The following is a 22519-nucleotide window of genomic DNA, read 5'->3' as shown; positions in this document are numbered from 1 at the left end:
TTCGGACCTCCTTAAGCGGCCGGATTGCTGTCGAAGAACTTCCACTGGAACAGCGGATTGGTCATGGTCAGTTCGCCCATGAATCCGATGTACTGGACAACGGCATCCTGGTTGATCGGGACCATGGCCTTGCCGATCTTGTTGAAGTTGCGTTCCGGGTGGTAGCGGATCCAAAGGTTGTCGGTGTCCAGACCATAGGTCGTGTTCGCCGGCATGTTGGAACCGATGCCGCCCTCAAGCACGATGTCGGCCGAGCGGCCGGCGCCGTAGTACTTCAGCGAGGTGAAGCCCAGCTTGCCCAGCGCGTTGGTGTCGTTGACGCGCTGGATGGCCACCGTGGCGGCGTCATAGGCCGCGTAGTGTTCCGCCGACATCAGCATCATATCGGCGGCCTTCTTGCCGCGTGCGCGCTGGGTCATGATGCGGTTGAGCATCGGGCGGACGGTCGTTGCGGTGACCTGGGTGCCGATGTCGACGGCGAACGAATTCGCGTCGAACGCAGAGGTGCGCCAGACCGGGTTGGCGCCGCGATCGATGCCGGCATAGGTGCCGGAGGTGTTGACGGTCGGAACCGCCAACTGCATGCCGCCGAGCTCGCGACCGCCGAAGCGGGTGCCGTTGCTGTGAAGCGAGATGTCGACCTCATCCTCCAGCTCGCTTTCGGCGGCTGCGATATGGCTTTCCATCATGTCCAGGATCTGGTTTTCGCCCTCGTTGTTGAGGATATCCTCATTGGCAAGGGTGACCGCGACGGCAACCATTTTCGGGGTGTATTCGGCGTCGTTGAAAAGCTCGGTCGGAACCGGGTTCAGGAAGCCGAAGCCGTTATACCAGACCGCCGATCCGGTCTTGGTATACAGGAGGCGTTCGCGGATGCGCGGGCCGGAGAACTCCTTGAACTTGCCCTTGCTCTGCAGAACATGCAGGAGCGCGCACGAGTTGGAAACAAGATCCTGGTAGCCAGCGGAGCGATCCTCAAGCGCCAGGGACAAGATTTCCTGATTTTTTTCGACTGAAGTCAGAGCCATTTCGGCCCTCCTTTATGATGAAAAGGATCAGCCGGCCTGGGCCAGTGCCCGCCGGAGTGAATCCTTGATTGAGGTGGAAGCTCGCTTCGTCGCCGGGTCTGAGCCGGCCGAGGGCGCGCCTGTGATGGATTTCGAACCTTTTCGGGTCTGAGCCTCAAGGTCTGGAGCGATGCGCGTCTGAGGCGCTGCTGGGGCCGTTGCTGCTGGGGCCGGGTTGAGCCGTTCCGCCAACTGGTATGCTTCGGCCAAATCCTTGGTTTTCCCCGATTTGAGGAAAAACGCGATGTCTTCTGCCAGTTCTTCAAACCGGGGGTTTTCAGCCTTGAACCTGTCGACCTGGGCTTCAACACCCGCGACATGCTGCTGCTGCATTGTGGAAGTCACGCCGCCGACGCTCTGCTTGAGCATGGCGATTTCCTGCCGCAACTCGCGGATTGTGGCGTCGTTCTGCCCCTGCACCTGGTCGGGTTGCTGGCCCATGATGTGCGCCGCGACGGTCCGCAGCGGGACGCCGATATAGTCGCACACCATGTTGAGACCCTTCATCGGGTCTGACAGCAGGGCCTTTTCGAAGTTGGTATATCGCGTCATCGCATCGCGCAGCGACGTGTTGTTGCGCTTGGCCAGGTCGTCGAAGTCGCGGACCTTTTCGAATTCCTCGGCGGATGCGCGGTGCTTCTCGATACCCGCCTCCAGCTCGCGCACTGTACGGTGAACGGCGGCCTTGACTGCCTCCGGCGCCCTTTCCCATTCGGCAGTCGCTGCCGCGTCGCTTTTGAAGCGCGCTGGGGGCTCGTGGTGTCCGGTCTGGGTGGCGACAGGCTTCCTGTCAGCTTCGGTCCTGACTGGCTCGCCTGACTTCGTGGCAGTCGTTTCCGCGCCCTTGGCCGGCTTTGGCTCGGGGAGCGTCCTGTCGGCCGGCTTGTCGCCCTGCTTCGGCTGCGATTGGACAGGAGCAGGCTTGGCAGCGTCGTCGGCCTTCTCCTTGTCGGCGACCTTGGCCGCTGCCGCCTTCAGGGCTTCGCGGGCGGACGGCTTTTCCGCCTTCGTTTCCGGCTTGGCCTCGACCGTCTTCGGATCGGTGTTGATCGGATTCGGCGTCTGAACCGGCTCCTGAGCAGCAACAGCGTTCGTCTCGGCGGGCGCCGAAGCGCCTCCGTTCATGTCGTCCATGGGAATTCTCCGTCTGAGGGATTGCTACTTGGGATTTACGCGTTCGCCGCGGTTAAATCGTGCCGCCGCCTTGTGCAGGGTGTCCTTGATCGCCTTGCGGTCGACCTTGGGCTTCTTCCGGCGGCGAAGGCGGGCAGGATCGTTGCCGACTTCCTCGACGCCGGCCACCCGATAGGTCGCGCGCAGTGCCGATTTCGAGGTGTAATATTTGCCGTCGAGCATCGATTGCGTTTCGGACATGGTGTCCGAATTGATCATCGGCGCCGGCAATGCCGCACGCTTCGGCCGGGTCGTTTCCGCCTTGCGATAAACCTGCCGACCGTCGCCGGCATCGAACCACGCATATTCCGCCATTCTCTTCCTCACGCGGCCAAGAACATGATTGCCATAAGTTCGTCGTCGTTTTCAGCCGGCGCGGGCTCTGCCACTGGTTTCTGGCCGGAATTGGCCAGCAGCGCCGCGATCAATGCCGCATGATTCGGCTTCGAAAGGATTGGCCGACTGGTTTGTGGTTGGCCGGGCTCGTCAACCTGCTCCGGCTGCGGCTCGACCTCGCCGTTGGCCTTTCTTTTCGCCTTGGCGATGGTCTCGCGAAGCCGCTCCCGATGCAGACGGTGTTCGTCCCACGCTTCGGAGGAATCGGGGCCAGGGTTCCCGTCGTGGCCATTATCGATCTCGTCGAATGGGTGGAATGTTGTTTGAAACGCGGTGTGCTGAAATGCGTTTGCCTGAAACGCCCCGAAGAACGCCATAGCCTAAGCCGTCAGCGCTTGCGCGAAGTTACGGTCCATGGGAAACCTCTTGGGGTTGTGGAGATGGTTGGGACCGGAATGAACATTGAAGTTAGAGAGCAGCCCACTGCTGAGCGAGTTGAATTGCCTGGGTTGCTGGCGATGCGGTGTTACGCGGCGTTGTCGATCGTGCTGGTGCATCTGATCGCGTTGCCGAAACTGCCGTTGCCGGCCTACCTCAACTTCATCCCGCTGAATTTCGGCTATGGCGTTCCGCTTTTCTATGTAGTTAGCGCTTTCGGTCTCACGGTTGGATATGCCGAACGGCTGAACTCCAGGGCAGAATTGACCGAATTCTACCTGCGCCGTTTTCTGCGCATCGCCCCGTTATTTTACTTCATCATGCTGTTCTACATCCCGTTTTGCTGGCTGATGTGGGGCACCGTGGTGCCCATTTCGCAATTCATCAGCTCCGGGCTGTTCATCTTCAATTTCATTCCGCAGCATGTCACCGGTTTCGTCGCGGCGTCATGGTCGATCGGCGTCGAGATGGCCTTCTACGCCATCTTTCCGCTGCTGGTTTTCGCCGTCACCGGCTTGGCGCGTGCGTTGCTGTTCTTTGCGATTGCCGTTTTCATCTCGATCAACTGGACGATGGCGTTCGAAGGCTCGCCGTTAACGCAATTCGCCCAGTCGTCGCTGATCGCTCATATGTTCAATTTTGCCGCCGGCATCGTCGGATATTACATCTGGCGGATGCTTCGCCACACATCGGCTCGGACCGGTGGGATCGTCCTCACAGCCGGCCTGCTGACGATTGTTTGCCTTATTTTCTTCCCTTGGCTGTTTGGCTCGCTGGGCCACGGCGTGAGAGCTGTTTGGGCTATGGCGCTGTCGGCCGTTGTGGTTGGCGTTTCGGTGCATCCGTTGCGAGGGTTCGTGAACCCCACCGCTAAACTACTCGGCAATGCCAGCTTCAGCCTATATCTCTGGCACCCTGTGATCATCACGATCCTTGACCGATGGGGCGTTTATCGCTCGATCTATGCCGGTGCCGAAGGGTTGTTGCCGTTTCTTGTGTCTCTGTCGGTGACACTTGCCGTGCTGGTGCCTCTGGCGCTGACCAGCTATCGCCTTATCGAGCGACCCGGGATGAAAATCGCGCTGCGACGTCCCGCGCCTATAGGCTTGCTCGCCAAAGCACACTGACAGACGTCGAAGTGACATTTGCGTTCGTCGCTGGGTTTTTCAGGCGTATCTGGAGGTTCGTTGACGATACCGTTTGTACATCGATGGCGTAAGCCACATTGCCGAGCAGCGTTACAGAAGCGGTACGCGGTGTAGCCGCCAAGCCATGTGCTATATTGGCGTTACCGCTGCCGTCGGTGGTGATGCTGGCGGTGCCGTAGCCTTCGAATTGGCGCGACCCGTAGAAACGAGCCGAGCCGTCAGCATCGGTGACCGTTCCGGTGACCGATCCACCGATGAAGCTGTTGCCGACCGCGCCGGACAGATTGTTGATGTCCTTGGTGACGGCACCGCTCATTGCGATGATATCGAACGTGTTCGACGATGCGCCCGACCTCACATTGAGGTTAGTGCCCGCGCCCTTCAGATTGCAGCGGACATAAGAGTGATCCGCCCACATGTCGATGCCGAATAGCTGGCTGGCCTTGTTCGCGAGAGGATTGTAGTCAACGTGAACAACCGCGTCCCAGGTCGTGCCTTGAAGTGTGCAGGCCACGGAAGCATCCGGCGGATTGTACACTTCCAGATAGAGGCGATTGTCCTTGATGATGTGCGTGCCATCCGCCGTGGCCCCGAAAGGCTGGGTGCCGGCATCCTTGCTGATTACCGCGAAGTCGCACTGGTGAATTTTGCCGACGACGCTTAGGTTGGCGGCGAATTTGCTGCCATTGTCGATCACCTTGGCCTTGACGTTGTAGACGTCCAGCGTACCGGTAGACCTAGTGCTGATGCCAAGGCCGGCGCCCTTACAGCCGACTGTCACCGCGTCAATCGAGATGTTGTACATCGCGCGGTTGCTTGGCCCAGAATTGAACAGGGCGACTCCAACGCCGGAGACCGATCCAATGTTTCCCACTACTGCTAGACCCGTGACGGTGATGTCGTGCGAATCCGCAGTGTCGGATTGAATGATGAAAACATCATCGCCGCCACAGTTCAGGCGCAGGTCCGAAAGCGTTCCGAACGAACTATCCGTTATATGCAGAGCGTCGGTCGCACTACGGATGGCGGGATTATAAACCTCGATATTCTGGACGCTGAAAGTGGTCACCAACTGGATTCGCACGGACCATACGACTGATTGTGCGCTGTAGATGTTGTTAATGCTAACCCCGGTGCAATTGTAGAACCAGAGGTTCATCCCCAGGGCCTGAGTGGCAATAGCGGCCTGGTTGCCGTCGAGGCCAAAATCGGCAACCGAAATATTCGATGAAGCCGCTGCAAAACTCGTGGTGACGAGAACGCCGGTGCTGGCGTCCTTGGTCTTCAGCTTCGACACGTACATGCCGCAGCCAGTGAGATTCACATTGCTTTGGAGCAAGATGCCATAGGCGTTGCCGCCGCTCGTTCCTCCATTTCCAATGATCGATGTACCGGCCGCCAGTTTGACCTCGCCGCCCCCCAGGAAATTGGCCAGGGAAATCGCAGCGTTGATCGCGGCTTGGTCGTCGGTAACGCCGTCTGCGACCTGTCCAAACCACTTTGCCTGCAAAGGTCCGGTGTAGGTTCTGACCCAGGCTCCAGCCGTCGCAGCTATCGCAGTGGCCTTCACATAGACGCCCTGCCGCGTATCGGTCGCTATCTGGGTTGAGAAGTTGCCCGAGGTCCAAATGAAGGTGCCGCCTACACCGGCCGCATTCACGATTGCTACGGTGTCCTTTGTCGTATCGAGCGCCTGAAGCGCGGCGATATTGGCGACATAAACCGGAAGCGAGAAGTTAAGGCGCCCAGACCCGGCGTTGTTCGCGTTCCACCCGCCATTTGCAATCGGAAGGATGCCGGTGCCGGCGAACGTATCGAAGCCCGAGGCGCGCGTCACACTGGCCCAAGAGGTCAGGTCACTGTCAAGCGGCTGATAGGCGGCAGCGGCGGCGGCAGTCGTCAGGTAGGAGGATGGGACAACTGCCGACCACAATGCCAGATTGGCGCTATAGGCTTGCACCGATACGCCGATCGCCGCCGACACTCGCGCATCGGCCGCAGTCGAGAAATCCGAGATTGTGGCGGCAAGCTGGGTGCCAGTATGGTTTGCCCGGCTGAGCAGATAGGCGTCTGAACTGTTCGCGGTCGCGCCGTTCGCGACATTGATCAGCGTTCTGACCTGTGAAGCTGACAATTCCTCTGTTACGCCGTCGCCAGCAGATACGCGGCCAAGCATGGTTGCCGTGGCCTGCACAAGCGCATGCTCATCGTTCCAGTTCGACGGCTGGACAATAGTCGGGTCGCCGACATCGGGGATGGCCGACTGAAATTTGTGTTTTAGCGATATCGTCATTGTGCCGGCACCGCCGTCTGCGAGGTGAACGTGCGACCGTCAGGAGCCGTGATGGTCTTGGGTGCGGTGAGCGCCTGGGTTACGCCCTGCATGAACTGCGCCAGCTGACCGACCAGCGCCTGGTTCTGCTTCGTCATCTCTCCGACAATATCGGCATCAGACACGGGCGGAGCGGCAGCCGGCTCGATGTCAGGAAGGCCGACCTTGATGCGCGCCAACGTGCGATCATCACGGCGGGACGCTGCTTCAGCCGCATACTTCGCGTTGTCAGCCCGCAGCTTTGCCGCCGCGTCGAGCTGCCGGCTCTGAATGTCCGCCGATTTCTCCTGCATCGTGAGAGCGTGCTCTTGAGTCTTCATTTGAAGGTGCTGCGCATGCGACTGCGCTTCAGCTTGTGATTTGGCCTCCAATGCCTGTATCTCGGCTTGCGCCTTGACCATGGCCGGATCTGGGGGCGGTGGCGGCTTCGGCTGCTGGGCCATTACCTTCATGTTGTCGGCAAACTCATCAATCGCGGCGTCCATCGTGCGACCGACACGGAACGGAGCGATTGCGAACTTGAGCAATTCGGCAGCGAAAGGAGCTGTCTCTGGCCTTGCCTGCACCATTGGGCCGAGCTGGGCCAGGACGCCGGCCAGAGCTGTCAGAAATTCCGCCCGGCTCTGCTTTTCAGCCTGTTCGTCGGGCTGGATGGTGCTGTCGGTCTCGATGTCGAGACTGAACGACCGGATACGCTGGTCGCGTAGGAATTCCATCACCTGATCGATCGTGACCGTCGCCTTCAGGTCGTCGATCTGCTTGCTGAAGCCTTGGACCTGCTGCTGCGCCTGGTCCATGACCTGCTTGGCAGCATCGGGGTTCTGTCGCGCCATCTGCTGGACTTCGGGGTCCGTTTGCGCATGTTGCAGTTCGGCGACCACCTGCCTGGCCTGGTTCTCCAGCCCCTTGACCGCTTTCGCCACCTCCGCGTCGGTCTGCAATTCCATCAGGCTCATTTCCAACAAGGTCTTTTGCTGGAAATTCTCGGCCATGATCTCGGCGACGATGCGCACCGTGTCGAGCGCGATGCGGACGAGCTCATTCTGCCGATCGCGGATTCGGACGGAGCCGTACTGTGTCTTGATCTGCTGCGCGCCCAAGGTCTCGTTGGGGTTGGTGGTACCCCGCATGATGTCGGAAAGGCCGCTGATCTGATAGATATCGTCGATCAACTGCTTTCGAAGCTGAATGAGCTGGGTGATGGTCTGCACCACCATATCCAGCGGTAGCCACAGAACCATGTCCTTCGCCGACCCGTTGCCGGTGGCGGCCCAATTGCTCACCGGCACCATGGTCTGGCGGTCGTTCGTCGACTTCAGCGCCGCCTCTACTGCATCGCCGATTTCGCCCGCGCCGGCAGGATAGAAGCCACGAACCCGCAAGGCATCGGTCAAAGCCGAAATGCGGTTCGTGATCTCGTTCACTTCCTCGATTTGGTCCTTGTAGAACAGGTAATCGGGAACTGGGATCAGGCTATTGCGCTGCACCGTGCCGAAGGCTGGGCGCGGGCACGGAAAGAAGCCTTCAAGCGTCAGGTGAGGCGCGCCCTCGTCCAACACGACGTCGACGCCAGGCGAGATCCACACGACCTTGTTTTCAGACTTTGACCAAAGCTCCCAGACGCGCGCCTTCAGCTTGCCGTCGCTATTGTTCTTGTCGTCCTTTCGCCTAGCGAATTCGGCATCCTGATATGCCTTGCCTGACGTCGCGCTGAAGCGCTTGCGCATCTCTTTGCGCGTCATCCAGGCGCCGCCGGCCACCCAGTCGACTTCCTTCCATTCGCGCGCCGGATCGTGCACGAAGTCGCGGCGGTTCTTGTGCTCGATACACACCTTTTCGGTGTAATCGTTGTCCTTGCTCTTCGTCTCGTACCGGACCCACATGCAGCCACGGGCGAGGATGGCGAGGTCATCGCGGACCTGCCGCATAACGCTGTCGATGTCCTCACGCTGAAGTGCGACAGATGCCGCACGCTCGAGCATTTCCGACGACGTGCGCGGAATCGGGCTGCGATCCTGAAACCGGGGCACGATCACCGGGACAGGAGGCCGGGAATACATGGTCGGCTTCAGGACTTCGACATTGGCCCAGAATATCTGAAACTGCCGATCGCGCGTGGCGCTGGCCAGCCTCGCCATGTCGGCATACTGCTTTTCGATGTTGGTGCAGCGCTCCTGATAGTCGGAATAGCCGGCCTTTTCCTGATCGGTGATGAGCTTCAGCCAGCCCTTTGACGACTTCAGCTTGGTAGAAGGGTCGAAATCGTCGCCGTCGCCGGCTTCGATCTCGTCGCTGTTGTCGGCGGCATCGGTCATATGGATATCCTTCGGGAGCCGCTGGACGGCTCAGGAGGCGTGGGAAGAGCAATCTGGCCTTGCGGCACCTGCGGAGGCGGAACCTTCGTCTTGCTCGCCCATGGCCGTGACGTGCACGCATATCGGGTCTCATCGGCAGCGTGGTCTTCCTGCTTGGTGTCCAGATCTTCCGGGTTCGTCTCGTCGTGCTGAAGCGCCGGCAGCGTCCGGATGGTGTGAATGCAGTTTTCGAAGATCACCAGCATTGGCCGGCCGTCTTCATCACCTGTCAGCCGGCCGCGAAGCTGATCCCAGCCGCCCATTGCACCACGGCGCGCCACGCGCGCGTTATCAGCCCGCCTGAACGTGGACCCATTGGAGCCGGTGGTGCCTCTTGCCATCCGCTCGGCGATCGATGGGCCGCCGTCCTGGCTGAAGGCTGCAGGATCCAGCACGCCGTAAACGATGATGTCGTCGTGATCCTTTTCACGGACACCCGCGCCGACCGCCTCGGCATGCATCTTCAGCCCGACATCGGGCATGAACTTGCCGTTGACGTCGACCTTGACCCCATACCATTCGCGATACTTGACCAGCGCACCACGGGGCAGGACAAGGCCAGGAGCGATGATCGTGTCATCGGAGGCCACCGCATACCAGCCGAAGGCGAAAGGCTTTGCGCTGCCCCAGTCCCCTGCCCTGAACCTTATCCAGTGGTCAGGAATCGCAAACGGCTTCACCACATGCCGCCGACGCTCGAAATTGTCAAAATATGCGCCCTCGACGATATCCCAGTCGCCATGACGCATGGCCTTGACCAAGCTGGCAGAGCCGAGACCATGCAGGCGATCCTCATACAGTGGATCGTTGTCGTTCATGCTCGGGTTGTCTTCCAGCCTGGCCGGAATGAACTGCCGCAGCATGCCACCTTCCTCACGGGATGCGCGGTAGATCTCGAATTCGGTGGCCCCCTCAATGAACGTCGTCTTGACGAACTGGTGGCCAACACCGCCCGGATTGGCGCCGCACAAGATGCGCGGGAACTTGCCCTTGTACTTCGCCGGCACCGATATGCCGACCATGCGGACGCGACCGCGCAAATACCGATAAATCTTCTCGGTAAAGTGCGTCAGTTCGTCGATCAGCAGCACATGGATTTCAGCGCCCTGATATTTGAACCGGTCCTTCTCGTTGAAGCAGTGGCAGAGATAGATTTTCGAGCCGTTCCAGAACCGAATTTCATTCTCGATGATGGTGACGAACCCGCATTGCACCCAGCCGGCCAGCAGTTCGCGAAAGCCGCTCGGGCCTTCCATGTGGTTCTTGATCAGATCCTCATGGATGCGCCGGAAGAGATAGACCTGAAGGCCAGGGATTTCGGAGCACCAGAGGATGGCAGCGGCGCGCATCAGATGCGATTTGCCGCCACCGGCCGCGCCACCGAATAGGGCTTCGGTTGCCTCAGTATTGAACGCTATGCCCTGCTTGGCATGCAGGTCGAGGTCAAGAACCGCTGCGGATCGTGACATTGACCACGGGGGTGAGAGGCAGCGGTTCGCCGTCCTTGCCTGTCAGTTCGTTCTTGTCGGCCAAGCCCAGTTCACGGGCGATGATGTTGGCGTTCAGCAGGTCAGCCGATGCACCTTCGAACTTCTGGGTGCGGATGATTTCCTCAACCTGAGACGTGATGTACTGGAAATCTTCGCGCTTGCAGTACTCTGCCCACGTCATCCGGCCGATATCTAGGAAGATGCAGAGCCCGGAAATGGTCATCGCGCGCATCTTGGCGATGTCCTTGACCGTCACGTCGCCCTGGTAGGCGAAGGGCTTGGCCTCATAGAGCGGATTGGCGTCCACCCATTCGAAATACTCGCAACAGGCCGTCCATAGCTTTTCCGGATCAATGAAGATCGGGGAGCGCCCATGTGAGCTGCGGACCTTCCAGAACTGGTTTCCCTTTGGTGCTGGCATCGGTGGTCTCCCCGGTCTGAGCGGGTGCGAGAATTTAACAATCGTGCTGCGCTTTCAAAAAATTGCGCAAATGTGAAAGCAGGTGCCGCGTGAACTGGCCGACTGTTCTGTTTCGGACATGCACTTGCGAGACCTGCGCTTCAGTGATTTGGTGCTGGCTTTCACGGGGGAAGCGATGGCAAATCCGGAAACAACCTGCGAGATGACCGTCCTTCACCGAGAGGAAGGGGGACGAGGGGTGCCGGTGCATTCTCGGCTGTTTTACAAACCCGACGAATTCCTCATGGCAGCACAGCTTTGGGTCGATCTCGGCTACGATGTGCACGTCCACTGGACGCAAGTCCCGGAAGATGACGCCATCCTTGCTCAGCTGAAAGGGATCGGTGTGGTTACGCGCCCTTGATCGCCGGACGCTTCTAGACTTGCGCTACCGTCGTCAGCACAGAAGCGAGGGCGTTATTGTTCGCGGTCTGCTTCGTGGCAAGATCCGCGACTTGGCTCTGAGCCGTGGCGAGGTCATTGGTCGCCGTCTGAAGCTGGGCGGTCAGCGCGGCGTTGTCGGCCGTGAGCTTTTCCACCTGCGCCGCGAGCGTGACCGACGAGCCAAATTCAGAGACGGCCTCTTGGGCGAGCGTGGCACTGAGATCGATCTGCTTCGAAAGCGTGGCAAGGTCATCGACGATGGACATGAGGGATTTCCTTCTCTTGGGACCGAGGCGGTGGAAGAGGTTCGAGAGTATCGACATGGGGCAACGCCCTTCTGTTGTCGGACTTGCCGCCGGTTGGCGTTGGTGATCTGGTGGCCCCTTCAAACTTGGAGGGAAGCATGCCACTCGTGATCGTAGACGGGCCGCCATTCGAGTTGCCGGTGGCCCAAAGCGCTGAGGCAAGGGCGGTAGATACTTGCGTCGAGTTGACGTTTCGGGTCGTCTACGGCGGAGATCCGCACCCTGTGCCTGTCAGAGTCCGAATGACGCCGGGGATAGCTCGAGGACTGGCCGCCCAAATTGCGCCTTGTGCTACTACCGCTGAGGTTTGGGCAAGAAGCCGCGATAGCTAAATCATCACCCCTGTCCGCTGTGAAATCCGCAGACGGCCACTTGGCTCAACAAAAAACCCGCCTGATTTGGCGGGTTCCCGACGCATTTCTGCGAGTGACAATCTATTAGGGTGTTTCGCGTTGAAAGTCAACGCCGATTGCCGCCCAAAAAATTGAAGTGCTGCGCACAAGCGCGAAGATCGGAATTCAGCACCGGGGCCATTTCCCGTTCCTTGGCGCCGTGCTTCATGGCGATTTCTGCCGTGGTCAATCCGGCCACGCAGTAATCGATCAGCCGTCCCGCCGGCACTCGCCCCATTTCCTTCACGAATCCATCCAGCTTGTCGATCGCCGCGACACGACCGTCCGAAATGCTGGTGGCGTAGCCTGAACCGGTGCCGCGAAGGAAATCCGCCGAGCTGGCCAGCGCCACGCCCGCGCGTTCCCACAACACGGCAAGGTGACTGCCGGCATGGAACAGCGCATCCTGACGCTTGCGCCCATATCGCCATTCGAAGGTGCCAGGACGCGACCGGATGGCTTGTGTTTCTGAACGCCCGGCAGAAATGCGGATTTTGACCGCCGTTACCCTGGCGCCGGCCTTGCCGCCGTCGGCACGGCTGAGTTTGGCTATCGCACCGCTTTGCGATTTCCTTCCCGCCTGCCGCTCTTCCGGCGTCGTCCGATATGATGGCGGCTTTCTGCGCTTCGCGTGAAATGGCACTTCGTCGAAGAGCTTCATCTTTCGCGCCATCTAGACCCTCGCTGAATAGTCGAGTTGTTGACGGATCAGGTCGAGAGAGGTGACCGGGACCGCCTCTGCGCGCCCCATACCGGCCAATTCGTCGGCGCGCTCGTTACCTACAGTGCCGGCGTGGCCTTTCACCCATTTGACCTTGACGAACGGCAGTTCGTCCCGGGTCTTGTCGATCAACTTCCACAGATCGAGATTGGCTATCGCCTTGTTCTTCTCGCTGGCATTCTCGCCCTTGCGATTCCAGCCCTTCGCCTTCCAGCCAGGCACCCACTGGTTAAGACCCGTGACTGCATATTGGCTATCGCAGAAGATGACCACCCGTTCGACCGTGGCCGAGGCGGTGACCCAGGCAAGCGCCATCAGCAGACCCGTCAATTCCATCTGATTATTTGTGGCAGTGGCCGTGCCGCCGAACCGGGCATCAATCTCAACGCCGTCTCGATAAACTGCGTATCCCCAACCGCCGACACCTGGGTTTGGTTCACAGCAGCCGTCGCAATAGATCACCAGGGCGTCGGGGGGGGACATCGTGCTGCGCTTCCGGTCTCGTTTGATCCGGCTTCGCCTTCCCTTCTTTTTCGACTGAAAAGGTTGGCCTCGCGTTGGCACCGGGCGCGATGTCGAGGCGCCCGCGCAGATGATGTCTTGCAACCGCTTCAACAAAGGGAATAGCGGCGCCGATCGATCCGCGGGGAATTTGAAACGCTGGTCGCTAAGCTTCTGGACATAAAATGCGGCCTGGCGCTCGCTAACGATCGACTTGACGTCGACGCCTTGAACCTTCAGCCAGTTACGCAGCGGTTCTAGGCCCGCCGGCCAGACGTAGCTCACCCTTTCCGTCCCTGTTTCAAGGAATCTAGTTCGCGCTGGATTGCCTCGATCACACGATAGGCAGCCCCCGGCGTCGAAAGGAAGATCACCATGTCCTCATCCTCATCCCAACCACGCTCTTGCCGAATGACAATCCCATTTGCCGTGTTCGTATAGACTGCAATTGCCCATTGTTCCTGAATGACAACCTCCCTACCGTTCGACCAATCCATTTCCCATTTGGGCTCCTCGGACGCATGAGGCCCATCATTGACAGGCATACGGACACCCGGCGCATCTTTGCCCAAGACCAACACCATCTGCTCTTTTGTTTCGTCCTTCACGCTGCATCTCCATCGTGTTGAGCCGTCGACGATGAGCGCAGCGCGTCGAACACCACCAAGGCGAACTTTTCAATTTGGTCGTTGATGACGTTGCGGTCATGAATGCCCCCGACCTGCAACCGCCCGATTTGCTGGCGAACTGTTGACCGCCAGAAACGGTCGGCCGCAGCTCCGTTTCGCTTTCCCAGAATGTCGATCGTTTCACGCACCAACCGCGCGTTGCGGCACAGGGGAAACGGAACGAGCGATGCCGTTTTGTCTCGGTTGTGTTCCATTTAGCTCGCAACTCCCATCTGGCTGAGTACTTCGTCCCCGTCGCACTGTTCGGCGTCGCCGTTGGCGCTTACGGCACCGTGTCTGCTTTGGACGGAAGGAAGGGATTTCGACGGGAGCGCCACAACGACGCCCGCCGCGCTATTCACCCCCGACAAAATACCGGAAGATTTTTCTGCGAGCGTGAGCGAGCTTGGACCCCGTGAGGGGGCCTCTTGCGACGGGTCGACTGGCACCGATGAGACAAGTGTGTCGCTTTTGGTAGATATACCTACTAGCGACGGACCCGTCTCACGAAAGCGCCGATACCATTGGGCACGCGAAATCCCCTCGGCATCCCACGGGCGACCTTTTGACAGTGAATTTTTGGCCAGCCAGCTTTCGCGAGGTTCAACACCCCGCGCGCGGCGCTTTGCCGTCTGCCTTGCCCTATCACCCGACCGCTTCACGTCCTTGGCAACGCCCTTGCGGACGCGGGCAGAAAAATCGCATGCCCCCATCGTTTTGATTTCGAGCGCCGTCCGTTCCAGCAGGGTCAGGCAAATCTTGCGCGCCGCTTCGTCGGCTTTCATCTGGTAGCGGCGACCGACCAGCATATTGAGAATCGGGCGGATGATGGTTCCCGCCCGCTGCAACGCCCAGGGCGCCCACCGGTGGCACCAGTCGGCCAAGACCTTGTCCAGATCTACCCCAATAGTCAGGCAGTGCGCATTGAGCGAATAGGCGGCAACCTCGATGAAAAGGTCCGCGTCGTCTGTCTCGGGAAGGACCGCGCCGTAACGGGTCGTGATGACCCGTTCTAGCTCGCGAAGCCTGGCGTTGGTGACCATGAACGGCGCGGTTGGCTTTGGCTTGTCGGCCAGGATGCAGCGGCCGACTTTCATCTTGCCCGTTCGGTTGGCGCTGTGCCGCGCCTTGGCTGCGGTAACCTGCATCTAGTGCGCCCTCGCCTTCACGAGGTTCGCTTCCCGCATCGCCTGAACGGCTTGCAAGGCGGTGAGGCCGAAACGTTCTTTGAGTTGAGGCACGACCGGCTTAGAGCGGTCCGCCGAGCCAGTCGCCAGCCAGCTTGCGGCAGCGGCAACCGACGACACGTCAGCCGCCGCGCTCATGCGGCGAGCCCAGCTTCTTCGAGGACGGTCAGGTCCATCTCGCAGCGGTAGACCGAATGGATCCCAGCGAAGGGGCCGCCGTGCGAAACGCGATCCGATGAAATGATGATGCCTCGTTTTCGCAAACAGAGGACAAAATGTGAAACCCTGACACCTGCTGGAAGATCAGCTGTAGTGATGCCCTTTTTGCCGGCATCGATCAGTTTGCGCAGCATCCAGGCATTGCGCCCGTCAAACCGCATTGTCCGACCATCGGGTTCAATGCGTACGGTAAGTGTTGATTTCGCCGGCGCCGAAACAGGATTTGATTGGGCCGGGGGCAAATGGTTTGCTAAGGGGGGCATGTTCAGTCCTTGTGAAATTCTCTTAGGGGAGGATAATTCGAGCGGTTGGACACAGGCTTGGGCGGTGGTCGGCAAACCACCGCTCAAGCCGTTTTACTGCGCAGGCCGAGCCGTTCGGCTATTGGCGCCACCGGAACAACCTTCTTGCCACCTATCTGGATTGTTGCGATGTCGCCCCGCCGCGCCGCGTCGTAACTCGCATTACGAGCAAGGCCGAAAAAGACCTTACCCGCGACGGGGACGGAGACTGTCGCCTGGGTCAAAGCTTCCTGAAGTGTCATGTCTTACCTCATGTTAAACGGCGCGATTTGCACCGAATACTATTGTACGTACTCGAAATGTTTCCTGCAAGAGTTCCGCCGTGGCCTCTTGTGCCTTTTGTGCCGATTTTGTATGTGATTTCTGGGGACGAAGGAAAAATCATGGTCGAAGCACGCGAAAATCGAATACCGATAATGATGTCAGGCGCCGAGTTGAACGCCATTGACGATTGGCGATATGCCAACAGGGTGGCTACCCGCGCCGATGCTGTCCGCCGACTTATGTCAGTGGGGTTGCTCGCGCTCGGAGGGCTTGAAGCTTTTATGGCCAAGGCCAACGCGACAATGGATGATGTTGTCATCGCCGAGCAGGAGATTGAATCATTTCTGAAGCGGCTCCCAGAGGAGCAATCGATATCCAAAGAGCAGGCCTTGGAATTGGCCTATTTCTATTCCGACCTCATCGGCAGAGCCGGCTATGATCAAATCTGGGCACTCTATCGAGCCGGGGCAGATATCTATGAAAAGGTCGACCGTGACTTCACACCCCGGCCACGTAGGTTGCTGTCACGGAATAGCGTCCATGAAATGGTGAGCGGCCTGCTCCGTCGCATGATGGGCAAGCGAACGATGGAGCCAAAACAATGAAGGGCCATATCCGCGAGCGCAGCCCAGGCCATTGGGCAATCATCCTCGATGTCGGCGAGCCGGACCCGAAGACCGGCAAGAAGAAACGGAAATGGCACAGCTTCAAGGGCACGAAGCGCGAGGCTCAAAACGAATGCTCACGGCTGATCACCGCTCTTACGCAGGGCCAGTATGTCGAGCCGACGAAGCAGACCGTCGCTGAATTTCTTGAGGAGTGGTTGACGTTCATCAAGCCCAGTGTCGCGCCAAAGACGCATGAGCGCTACGCCGAGATATGCCGGAAGGGCCTGTCTCCGATCATTGGCACCGTGATCCTTTCCAAGCTGAAGACGGACAGGATTGATGCCGCGTTCAGCACAGCGTTGACCAAGCCGCGCGCGGATCACCGCGTGAAGAAGGGCGCCGAGGCGAGCGAGCCGCTTCCCCCACTGTCGCCCCGCACCGTGCATCATTACCGCCGCGTATTGATCAAGGCGCTGAGCCAGGCCGTTACCTGGGAGCGGTTGACGCGTAATCCCGCCGTAGCGACGACACCGCCCAAGGTCGAGCGTCAAAAGATGTTGGCTTATGACGTTGCTCAGACGGCTACCCTGCTAGAAACCCTTCGTCCTACCCGCATGTTCGTCCCCATCCTACTCGCGGTAACCTGCGGGTTGAGGCGCGGCGAGATCCTTGCGTTGCGCTGGCGTCATGTGGAACTTGGGCACAACCTTCGCCGGTTGTCGATCGTCGAGAGCGCCGAGCAGACCAAGGACGGCATCCGCTACAAAGAGCCGAAGTCAGGCCGAGGCCGCACCGTGGCTTTGTCTGCCAGCACCGTGGCCGAGCTGAAGGCACACAGAGCGCGGCAGGCTGAAGAACAGCTACGCCTTGGACTACGGCCAGACGGTGACAGCTTCGTTGTTGCGCAGGTTGATGGTCAGCCGCTTCAGCCCAGGTCGCTAACGCACGAATGGGTCCGCGTCCTTGGTAAGACAACCCTGCCCCGCATCCGCTTTCACGATCTACGCCACACGCACGCCTCGCAGATGCTATCGGCCGGCATTCACCCAAAGGTTGCCAGCGAGCGCCTGGGGCATTCCTCCATCGGGATCACGCTCGACCTATACTCCCATGTGATGCCAGGAATGCAGGCCGACGCCGCAGAGCAAGTTGACGTGGCGTTGCAGGCGGCTATAAGCAGCGAGCGAAAAGCCAAATAGTTGCAAAGCGCGTAGCAACGGCATTTTCATGCCTTAGCACAATGAGAGATAGCGCTTTGAAATCAATTAGATGGAGGGATGGCCGAGCGGTTTAAGGCACCGGTCTTGAAAACCGGCGTGGGCGCAAGTTCACCGTGGGTTCGAATCCCACTCCCTCCGCCACAACTCTAGTAAAATCAAAAGCTTGAGCCTGTTTTTCAGGTCTTGCCATAACCCATGACACACCGCAAAATCGCCCGCGCTGTCGTGCGTTTGACGAATGCGGGACCGAATGTCTACCGATCGGTCTATGTCGATTGCGCGTTCATGGACGCAGCAGGGAAAGCTGTCCAAGTGGGTAGCGCCCTTGTGTCCAATCTCAGTCCCGGCGAAAAGGCCTTTGGGCACGCAGATGCAGACGCCTCAGCCGTGAGGATTGCGAGTGTCGCGTGCCGGGTCGACCAGACGCAGCCCTAGCAGGCGTGTTGCGTTAAGCTCCTGAAAGGGAGCCGGCTTGCTTGCCCCGTGGATGGAGAGCAATTCGAAACCAGCCCATGTTGCCAAATTACAACCTGTTCGGGGAAAGTGCGCACTTCACCGCTCGCTTACATTCCGTTGCGGCGTTTGTCTGATATATTCAGCCTTCAATGAAGCGTCTACGCGGGGACGGGCAATGAAATACATTTTGGCAGCGGCGTTTCTCAGTGCCACTCTCACGTCGGCAATGGCGGCTGATATTGTGAATGAGCTTCCAGTCGCTTCCACGTATGACTGGACCGGTGCCTATATCGGCGGCCAAATTGGTTATGCGTGGGGCCGTGATCATATTCAGGACGAAATTCTCGGGGGCGGGCTTTCGGATTATTCGGATAGCTTTAGGCTCCGTGGCGTTACCGGAGGTGTTTTTGCCGGCTACAATATGCAGTGGGGCAACATCGTCGGTGGCATCGAAGGCGATATCGAGGCCTCCGGTATTGTCGGCCACAATCCCGACTGGCCGTTCGGCACTGATGACAATACTCATATCGACGCCCAAGGCTCATTGCGCGGCCGCTTGGGCTATGCCTTCGACAATTGGCTACCCTACGTGACCGGCGGTCTGGCCCTCGGGGATATTCACACTAAGTTCGAAGACGGGGCGGCAACGGATTCCCAGTCAAAAGTCAAGGCTGGCTGGACGGTTGGTGCTGGCGTCGCCTATGCCTTTAACAAAAACTGGGTCGGTCAGGTCGAATATCGTTATACCGATTTCGGCAAGGTTACGACGGCCACCACCAACACTGACTCGTCCTTTGTAGAGCACGAAAAACTCAAAACCAACGAGGTCCGAATCGGGATCGCCTACAAGTTCTGAATTGTGCGACGCCCTTCGCACAGCCGCAGCTATTTTCGCTCCTGCTCCGTGCCTTGTCCGTAGCCTCCAGGCCAAGCTCTGCCCGCTTGCCGCCGCGCTTATAGATGAAGAACCATTGACGGCTGCCGCCCTTGCGAACGCGCAGGAAAAGACCGTCGCTGTAGATGCCAGGGTCAACTAGCCGCTTCAAACTGGTGTCGGTGAACTTATGCCGCGCTATTTTCGTGTCCCGTTGCCATAACCGCATACGTGACATTGTTGATTTTATCGGCGTTTACAATGGGTTATGGCCAGTAAAATCAACAGAAGCGGCGGAGAGGCAGCCACTCCCTCCGCCATTTATGCCACCACTCCAGCACAGCTCAGGGCACGCCAGTCACCGCCGATGCCGCACTGATGTCTTGTTTGACGGAGATCGGCCGTTCAAAGCATTCACGCCCGGAAGCGCAGTGTCTCCACAAAATGGGTGAAGGCAGACGAAGCGTGCCGTCGGTGCGGATAATAGAGGTGATAGCCCGGCAGATCGGGCGTAAACCGGCTCAGCACACGTACCAGCCGGCCTCCATCCAAATGATGCTGCACCTGGTCGAGTGGTAAATAGGCGAGGCCGTGACCGTCGAGCGCGGCATCAAGGATCAGGTCGATGGTATTGAAGACGAGCGGCCCGTCGACCTTCACCCGCGTTTCGCGGCCGCCGCGCATCAATCGCCATTTATTCAGTGTGCCGGAAGTCGGCAGCCGCAAATTGATCGCACGATGATCAGTCAGTTGCGCCGGCGAACTCGGAACGGCGTGCGTGCGGAAATAATCCGGCGAGCCGACGATCGCCATCGGGATGTCAGGCCCGATACGCACCGCTATCATGTCTTTCGCCATCTCCCCGCCGAGCCGGACACCAGCGTCGAAGCGATCAGCCACGACATCGGCAAGGCCGTAGTCGACTGTGAGATCCACCGCGATGTCCGGGTTATCCGGCAGCAGCCGCTTCATGGCCGGGACAATGATGGTCTTCGCCGCGTGCTCGACGGTGGTGATACGGATTGTTCCGGTCGGGCGGTCGCGCAATTCGCCTAGCGAGGCGATGGCGGCGTCCAGGTCGTGCAGCATGGGACCAAGCGTCGCGATCAGTCGCTCGCCCGCCTCTGTGGGCGCCATGCTGCGCGTCGTACGCGACAGTAGCCGCATTCCCAGCCGTTCCTCGATCCGCCGCACGATCTGGCTGAGCGCGGATTGCGCCATGCCGAGGCGTTGAGCCGCCTTGGTGAAACTACGTTCCTCGGCAACTACTACAAAGGCCGCCAGATCGGCAATCTCATCCCGCCGCATTCATCATCTCAGTGATAGACCCGATAAGAATTAACCGCCTATTTCATGCAATCTTTCTGCGCTAGATTCTGTTCATTCACAAGGGCGTTCAAAGCAAACGTACCGTTCGCGTTCAACGCGGCGAGCCGCGCGCGCTTCAACGGAAGGAGACTGGAAATGGACAAGATCAGCTTCGCCAATTCGAACAACAAGACGATCACCATGTCGGCGGTGATCAATTTCCCCGCAGGCTTCGACGAGAAACGCAGCTATCCCGCTATCGTCATCTCGCATCCCGGCGGCGGCGTAAAGGAGCAGACGGCTGGCACCTATGCCAAGAAGCTGGCGGAACGAGGGTTCGTCACCATTGCTTTCGACCGCTCCTACCAGGGCGAAAGCGGCGGCGAGCCGCGCCAGCTCGAAAATCCCTACATCAGCACCGAGGACGTCAGCGCCGTCATCGACCACCTGACCACGCTGCCTTACATCGACAAGGACCGCATAGGTGCGATGGGCATCTGCGCTGGTGCGGGTTACACGGCGAACGCCGCGATCCAGGATCGCCGCATCAAGGCCATCGGCACCGTCAGCGCCGTCAACATCGGCTCGATGTTCCGGAACGGCTGGCAGAATACCGTCCGGTCGATCGACGCCTTGCCGCTGGTCGAGGCCGGCTCGAACGCCCGCACCTCGGATGCCAGTGGCGCTGCGGTTGCCACCATGCCGCTCGCGCCGTTGAAAGCAGAGGACGCGCCAAACGAGGAACTGCGTCAGGCCTGGGAGTACTACCACACGCCGCGAGCCGAATGCGCAACCGCACCTGGTTTCGCGACGCTGCGCAGCCTGAATCAGATCATCACTTACGATGCCTACCATATGGCGGATGTCTACCTGACCCAGCCCATACAGATCGTGGCCGGAAGCCTGGCGGGTTCGAAGTGGATGAGCGACGACCTGTTCGACCGCGCCGCCAGCACGGACAAGTCCTTCCATGTCGTCGAGGGCGCCAATCACATGGAACTCTATGACGGCCAGAAATACATCGACGAGGCTGTGTCGGTGCTCGCGCCGTTCTTCCAGCAGAAGCTGAACGCCGCGGATGCCGCGAAGGCCGCAGCGGAGTAACACCGCAAATCCGAACCCCAATCGCCGGGCTGTGCCAGTGCCGAAGCGGCTCCCCGCGGATGAGCGGACAGCCCAGTATTCAGCTAGGAGAGCACTCCATGAAATCCGTCCAAGTCCAAAATCCCGACATGGCCTGGCACATCGCGGCGAACATCTTGTTTCCGCCGGGCTTCGACGAATCAAAGGAATTCCCGACAATCATCAGCGTTCATCCATTCGGCAGTTGCAAGGAGCAGACCTCGGGCAATGTCTACGGCAAGGCGCTCGCCGAGCAGGGCTTCGTCGTTATCGCCTATGACGCTAGCTTCCAGGGCGAATCCGGCGGATCGCCGCGTTGGATCGAGGACCCGACGCAGCGGGTCGAGGATGTCAGCCGTGTCATCGACTATGCGGTGACGCTTCCCTATGTCGATGAAAACCGCATCGGCGTGCTCGGCGTCTGCGGCGGCGGGGGCTATGCGGTGAATGCCACCCTGACCGAAAAGCGCATCAAGGCCGTGGTCAGCATCACCGGCGTGAACATCGGCCGGCTGTTCCGTGAGGGCTTCAGCCAATACGATCCGCTCGGCGCGCTCGAAGCGATGGCGGCGCAACGCACCAAGGAGGTTCGCGGCGGCGAGCTTCAAGTCAATGAGTTGCTGCCCGTCAGTCCGGAGCAAGCCACCAAGAACGGCTTGATCGAGCGGGACGTTTTCGAGGCGACGGACTACTACAAGACGCCGCGCGGCCAAAAGCCGGGTGGTGCGACCAAGATGCTATTCTCACATGCGCAGAAGACGCTCGCCTGGGACGCGTTCGGCTTTGCCGAGACGCTCCTCACGCAGCCTGTCATGGTGGTGGTCGGCCAGAAGGTGGGTGCCTTCGGAGCTTATCGCGACGGCATGGAGATATATGGCCGCGCGACCGGCTCGAAGGACCGTCAACTGGTCTCGCTGGAAGGCTGGTCGCATTACGACCTCTACGACAAGCCCGAGCCGGTGGGCATGGCGCTCGAAAAGCTTATTCCGTTCTTCAGGAAGCATCTGAACGAGCCGGTCGCCGCACGCCGACGCGACGCAGCCGAATAAGCATCCTTGATCGAGGATATCAGCCGGCCCTGCTCGTCCGCCCGGCGAATGGATGGGGCCGGAGATGAACTCTGGTGCCAATGAGCACGTCGCATAGGACAGGCGCGATCGGCCTTCGAGCCTGCTCAAGACAGTTTCATG

Annotated in this window: 25 protein-coding genes and 1 tRNA gene; 9 read left to right on the top strand and 17 right to left on the bottom strand. The window is 59.5% G+C overall.

Annotated features, from left to right (window positions below; translation table 11 throughout):
* Nucleotides 1-11: 11 nt before the first annotated feature.
* The 4 genes from FJ930_RS19730 to FJ930_RS30140 are packed head-to-tail and all read right to left on the bottom strand — an operon-like array spanning nucleotide 12 to nucleotide 2953.
* Nucleotides 12-1028, bottom strand: a complete 1017-nt coding sequence (locus tag FJ930_RS19730; protein ID WP_141839757.1) for a phage major capsid protein — start codon at nucleotides 1026-1028, stop codon at nucleotides 12-14.
* Nucleotides 1029-1055: 27 nt separating this feature from the next.
* Nucleotides 1056-2201 (bottom strand): hypothetical protein, encoded by a 1146-nt coding sequence (locus FJ930_RS19725; RefSeq protein ID WP_141839756.1) that lies wholly within the window; start codon nucleotides 2199-2201, stop codon nucleotides 1056-1058.
* Between the two features lie 24 nt (nucleotides 2202-2225).
* Nucleotides 2226-2555 carry a hypothetical protein gene (locus tag FJ930_RS19720; protein ID WP_181763427.1) on the bottom strand — a complete coding sequence of 110 codons (330 nt, stop codon included), beginning with the start codon at nucleotides 2553-2555 and terminating at the stop codon, nucleotides 2226-2228.
* 8 nt (nucleotides 2556-2563) lie between these two features.
* Nucleotides 2564-2953, bottom strand: a complete 390-nt coding sequence (locus FJ930_RS30140) for a hypothetical protein (protein ID WP_181763426.1) — start codon at nucleotides 2951-2953, stop codon at nucleotides 2564-2566.
* A gap of 78 nt (nucleotides 2954-3031) precedes the next feature.
* Between FJ930_RS30140 and FJ930_RS19715 the strand changes: the two genes are divergently transcribed.
* Nucleotides 3032-4141, top strand: coding sequence for an acyltransferase (locus tag FJ930_RS19715; protein WP_181763425.1), 1110 nt, complete (start codon nucleotides 3032-3034; stop codon nucleotides 4139-4141).
* On the opposite strand, the gene FJ930_RS19710 is transcribed toward FJ930_RS19715, so the two are convergent.
* The 3 genes from FJ930_RS19710 to FJ930_RS19700 are packed head-to-tail and all read right to left on the bottom strand — an operon-like array spanning nucleotide 4113 to nucleotide 9939.
* A complete protein-coding gene (locus tag FJ930_RS19710) occupies nucleotides 4113-6455 on the bottom strand; it encodes a glycosyl hydrolase family 28-related protein (protein ID WP_141839753.1) in 2343 nt (780 codons plus the stop codon). The two genes, FJ930_RS19715 and FJ930_RS19710, sit on opposite strands and share 29 nt — an antisense overlap.
* Nucleotides 6452-8809 (bottom strand): hypothetical protein, encoded by a 2358-nt coding sequence (locus tag FJ930_RS19705; protein WP_141839752.1) that lies wholly within the window; start codon nucleotides 8807-8809, stop codon nucleotides 6452-6454. The genes FJ930_RS19710 and FJ930_RS19705 overlap by 4 nt, the downstream gene beginning before the upstream one ends.
* Nucleotides 8806-9939 carry a terminase gene (locus tag FJ930_RS19700; RefSeq protein WP_348642736.1) on the bottom strand — a complete coding sequence of 378 codons (1134 nt, stop codon included), beginning with the start codon at nucleotides 9937-9939 and terminating at the stop codon, nucleotides 8806-8808. Before FJ930_RS19700 ends, FJ930_RS19705 begins: the two co-directional genes overlap by 4 nt.
* On the opposite strand from FJ930_RS19700, the gene FJ930_RS30835 reads away from it, so the two are divergent.
* Nucleotides 9940-10236 (top strand): hypothetical protein, encoded by a 297-nt coding sequence (locus FJ930_RS30835; protein WP_348642735.1) that lies wholly within the window; start codon nucleotides 9940-9942, stop codon nucleotides 10234-10236.
* A gap of 55 nt (nucleotides 10237-10291) precedes the next feature.
* Here the strand turns inward: FJ930_RS30835 and FJ930_RS19695 are convergent, their stop codons facing one another.
* Nucleotides 10292-10759, bottom strand: coding sequence for a DNA-packaging protein (locus FJ930_RS19695; protein ID WP_141839751.1), 468 nt, complete (start codon nucleotides 10757-10759; stop codon nucleotides 10292-10294).
* A gap of 82 nt (nucleotides 10760-10841) precedes the next feature.
* Between FJ930_RS19695 and FJ930_RS19690 the strand changes: the two genes are divergently transcribed.
* Nucleotides 10842-11162, top strand: coding sequence for a hypothetical protein (locus tag FJ930_RS19690; protein ID WP_141839750.1), 321 nt, complete (start codon nucleotides 10842-10844; stop codon nucleotides 11160-11162).
* Between the two features lie 13 nt (nucleotides 11163-11175).
* On the opposite strand, the gene FJ930_RS19685 is transcribed toward FJ930_RS19690, so the two are convergent.
* The 8 genes from FJ930_RS19685 to FJ930_RS19650 form a co-directional block, all read right to left on the bottom strand.
* Nucleotides 11176-11448 carry a hypothetical protein gene (locus FJ930_RS19685; protein ID WP_141839749.1) on the bottom strand — a complete coding sequence of 91 codons (273 nt, stop codon included), beginning with the start codon at nucleotides 11446-11448 and terminating at the stop codon, nucleotides 11176-11178.
* 498 nt (nucleotides 11449-11946) lie between these two features.
* Entirely contained in the window at nucleotides 11947-12540 is a 594-nt protein-coding gene (locus FJ930_RS19680; RefSeq protein ID WP_141839748.1) for a hypothetical protein, read from the bottom strand.
* Between the two features lie 12 nt (nucleotides 12541-12552).
* On the bottom strand, nucleotides 12553-13386 hold the full coding sequence (locus tag FJ930_RS19675) for a ribonuclease H (RefSeq protein ID WP_141839747.1): 834 nt from the start codon (nucleotides 13384-13386) through the stop codon (nucleotides 12553-12555).
* A complete protein-coding gene (locus tag FJ930_RS19670) occupies nucleotides 13383-13709 on the bottom strand; it encodes a hypothetical protein (RefSeq protein WP_141839746.1) in 327 nt (108 codons plus the stop codon). The genes FJ930_RS19675 and FJ930_RS19670 overlap by 4 nt, the downstream gene beginning before the upstream one ends.
* The gene (locus FJ930_RS19665) at nucleotides 13706-13984 is read right to left on the bottom strand and encodes a DUF6074 family protein (RefSeq protein WP_141839745.1); all 279 of its coding nucleotides are present in this window, start codon (nucleotides 13982-13984) and stop codon (nucleotides 13706-13708) included. Before FJ930_RS19665 ends, FJ930_RS19670 begins: the two co-directional genes overlap by 4 nt.
* Nucleotides 13985-14917: a hypothetical protein gene (locus tag FJ930_RS19660; RefSeq protein ID WP_141839744.1), complete on the bottom strand. Its 933-nt coding sequence runs from the start codon at nucleotides 14915-14917 to the stop codon at nucleotides 13985-13987.
* 173 nt (nucleotides 14918-15090) lie between these two features.
* A complete protein-coding gene (locus FJ930_RS19655; protein ID WP_246676960.1) occupies nucleotides 15091-15309 on the bottom strand; it encodes a hypothetical protein in 219 nt (72 codons plus the stop codon).
* Nucleotides 15310-15521: 212 nt separating this feature from the next.
* The gene (locus FJ930_RS19650; protein ID WP_141839743.1) at nucleotides 15522-15719 is read right to left on the bottom strand and encodes a hypothetical protein; all 198 of its coding nucleotides are present in this window, start codon (nucleotides 15717-15719) and stop codon (nucleotides 15522-15524) included.
* A gap of 141 nt (nucleotides 15720-15860) precedes the next feature.
* On the opposite strand from FJ930_RS19650, the gene FJ930_RS19645 reads away from it, so the two are divergent.
* The 4 genes from FJ930_RS19645 (at nucleotide 15861) to FJ930_RS19630 (ending at nucleotide 18881) form a co-directional block, all read left to right on the top strand.
* Complete coding sequence (locus FJ930_RS19645; RefSeq protein ID WP_141839742.1) at nucleotides 15861-16346, top strand: hypothetical protein; 486 nt, start codon at nucleotides 15861-15863, stop codon at nucleotides 16344-16346.
* Complete coding sequence (locus tag FJ930_RS19640; protein ID WP_141839741.1) at nucleotides 16343-17548, top strand: tyrosine-type recombinase/integrase; 1206 nt, start codon at nucleotides 16343-16345, stop codon at nucleotides 17546-17548. The genes FJ930_RS19645 and FJ930_RS19640 overlap by 4 nt, the downstream gene beginning before the upstream one ends.
* A 72-nt stretch (nucleotides 17549-17620) precedes the next feature.
* Nucleotides 17621-17710, top strand: a tRNA-Ser gene (locus FJ930_RS19635).
* A gap of 490 nt (nucleotides 17711-18200) precedes the next feature.
* A complete protein-coding gene (locus tag FJ930_RS19630; protein ID WP_181763423.1) occupies nucleotides 18201-18881 on the top strand; it encodes an outer membrane protein in 681 nt (226 codons plus the stop codon).
* 432 nt (nucleotides 18882-19313) lie between these two features.
* On the opposite strand, the gene FJ930_RS19625 is transcribed toward FJ930_RS19630, so the two are convergent.
* Complete coding sequence (locus FJ930_RS19625) at nucleotides 19314-20207, bottom strand: LysR family transcriptional regulator (protein ID WP_141839739.1); 894 nt, start codon at nucleotides 20205-20207, stop codon at nucleotides 19314-19316.
* 156 nt (nucleotides 20208-20363) lie between these two features.
* On the opposite strand from FJ930_RS19625, the gene FJ930_RS19620 reads away from it, so the two are divergent.
* Nucleotides 20364-21311, top strand: coding sequence for an alpha/beta hydrolase (locus tag FJ930_RS19620; protein ID WP_210245366.1), 948 nt, complete (start codon nucleotides 20364-20366; stop codon nucleotides 21309-21311).
* Nucleotides 21312-21409: 98 nt separating this feature from the next.
* A complete protein-coding gene (locus tag FJ930_RS19615; protein WP_141839738.1) occupies nucleotides 21410-22378 on the top strand; it encodes an alpha/beta hydrolase in 969 nt (322 codons plus the stop codon).
* The last annotated feature ends 141 nt before the right edge of the window (nucleotides 22379-22519 follow it).

It is taken from the genome of Mesorhizobium sp. B2-4-15 (assembly GCF_006658505.1).
Taxonomy (GTDB): Bacteria; Pseudomonadota; Alphaproteobacteria; order Rhizobiales; family Rhizobiaceae; genus Mesorhizobium.
This window is presented reverse-complemented; position numbering and strand designations above follow the sequence as displayed.

Coding starts and splice junctions, on each gene's coding strand:
- FJ930_RS19730 (WP_141839757.1), bottom strand. CDS start 1,028: ATGGCTCTGACTTCAGTCGAAAAAAATCAGGAAATCTTGTCCCTGGCG.
- FJ930_RS19725 (WP_141839756.1), bottom strand. CDS start 2,201: ATGGACGACATGAACGGAGGCGCTTCGGCGCCCGCCGAGACGAACGCT.
- FJ930_RS19720 (WP_181763427.1), bottom strand. CDS start 2,555: ATGGCGGAATATGCGTGGTTCGATGCCGGCGACGGTCGGCAGGTTTAT.
- FJ930_RS30140 (WP_181763426.1), bottom strand. CDS start 2,953: ATGGCGTTCTTCGGGGCGTTTCAGGCAAACGCATTTCAGCACACCGCG.
- FJ930_RS19715 (WP_181763425.1), top strand. CDS start 3,032: ATGAACATTGAAGTTAGAGAGCAGCCCACTGCTGAGCGAGTTGAATTG.
- FJ930_RS19710 (WP_141839753.1), bottom strand. CDS start 6,455: ATGACGATATCGCTAAAACACAAATTTCAGTCGGCCATCCCCGATGTC.
- FJ930_RS19705 (WP_141839752.1), bottom strand. CDS start 8,809: ATGACCGATGCCGCCGACAACAGCGACGAGATCGAAGCCGGCGACGGC.
- FJ930_RS30835 (WP_348642735.1), top strand. CDS start 9,940: ATGGATTTCAGCGCCCTGATATTTGAACCGGTCCTTCTCGTTGAAGCA.
- FJ930_RS19695 (WP_141839751.1), bottom strand. CDS start 10,759: ATGCCAGCACCAAAGGGAAACCAGTTCTGGAAGGTCCGCAGCTCACAT.
- FJ930_RS19685 (WP_141839749.1), bottom strand. CDS start 11,448: ATGTCCATCGTCGATGACCTTGCCACGCTTTCGAAGCAGATCGATCTC.
- FJ930_RS19680 (WP_141839748.1), bottom strand. CDS start 12,540: ATGAAGCTCTTCGACGAAGTGCCATTTCACGCGAAGCGCAGAAAGCCG.
- FJ930_RS19665 (WP_141839745.1), bottom strand. CDS start 13,984: ATGGAACACAACCGAGACAAAACGGCATCGCTCGTTCCGTTTCCCCTG.
- FJ930_RS19660 (WP_141839744.1), bottom strand. CDS start 14,917: ATGCAGGTTACCGCAGCCAAGGCGCGGCACAGCGCCAACCGAACGGGC.
- FJ930_RS19655 (WP_246676960.1), bottom strand. CDS start 15,309: ATGCTGCGCAAACTGATCGATGCCGGCAAAAAGGGCATCACTACAGCT.
- FJ930_RS19650 (WP_141839743.1), bottom strand. CDS start 15,719: ATGACACTTCAGGAAGCTTTGACCCAGGCGACAGTCTCCGTCCCCGTC.
- FJ930_RS19645 (WP_141839742.1), top strand. CDS start 15,861: ATGGTCGAAGCACGCGAAAATCGAATACCGATAATGATGTCAGGCGCC.
- FJ930_RS19640 (WP_141839741.1), top strand. CDS start 16,343: ATGAAGGGCCATATCCGCGAGCGCAGCCCAGGCCATTGGGCAATCATC.
- FJ930_RS19630 (WP_181763423.1), top strand. CDS start 18,201: ATGAAATACATTTTGGCAGCGGCGTTTCTCAGTGCCACTCTCACGTCG.
- FJ930_RS19625 (WP_141839739.1), bottom strand. CDS start 20,207: ATGCGGCGGGATGAGATTGCCGATCTGGCGGCCTTTGTAGTAGTTGCC.
- FJ930_RS19620 (WP_210245366.1), top strand. CDS start 20,364: ATGGACAAGATCAGCTTCGCCAATTCGAACAACAAGACGATCACCATG.
- FJ930_RS19615 (WP_141839738.1), top strand. CDS start 21,410: ATGAAATCCGTCCAAGTCCAAAATCCCGACATGGCCTGGCACATCGCG.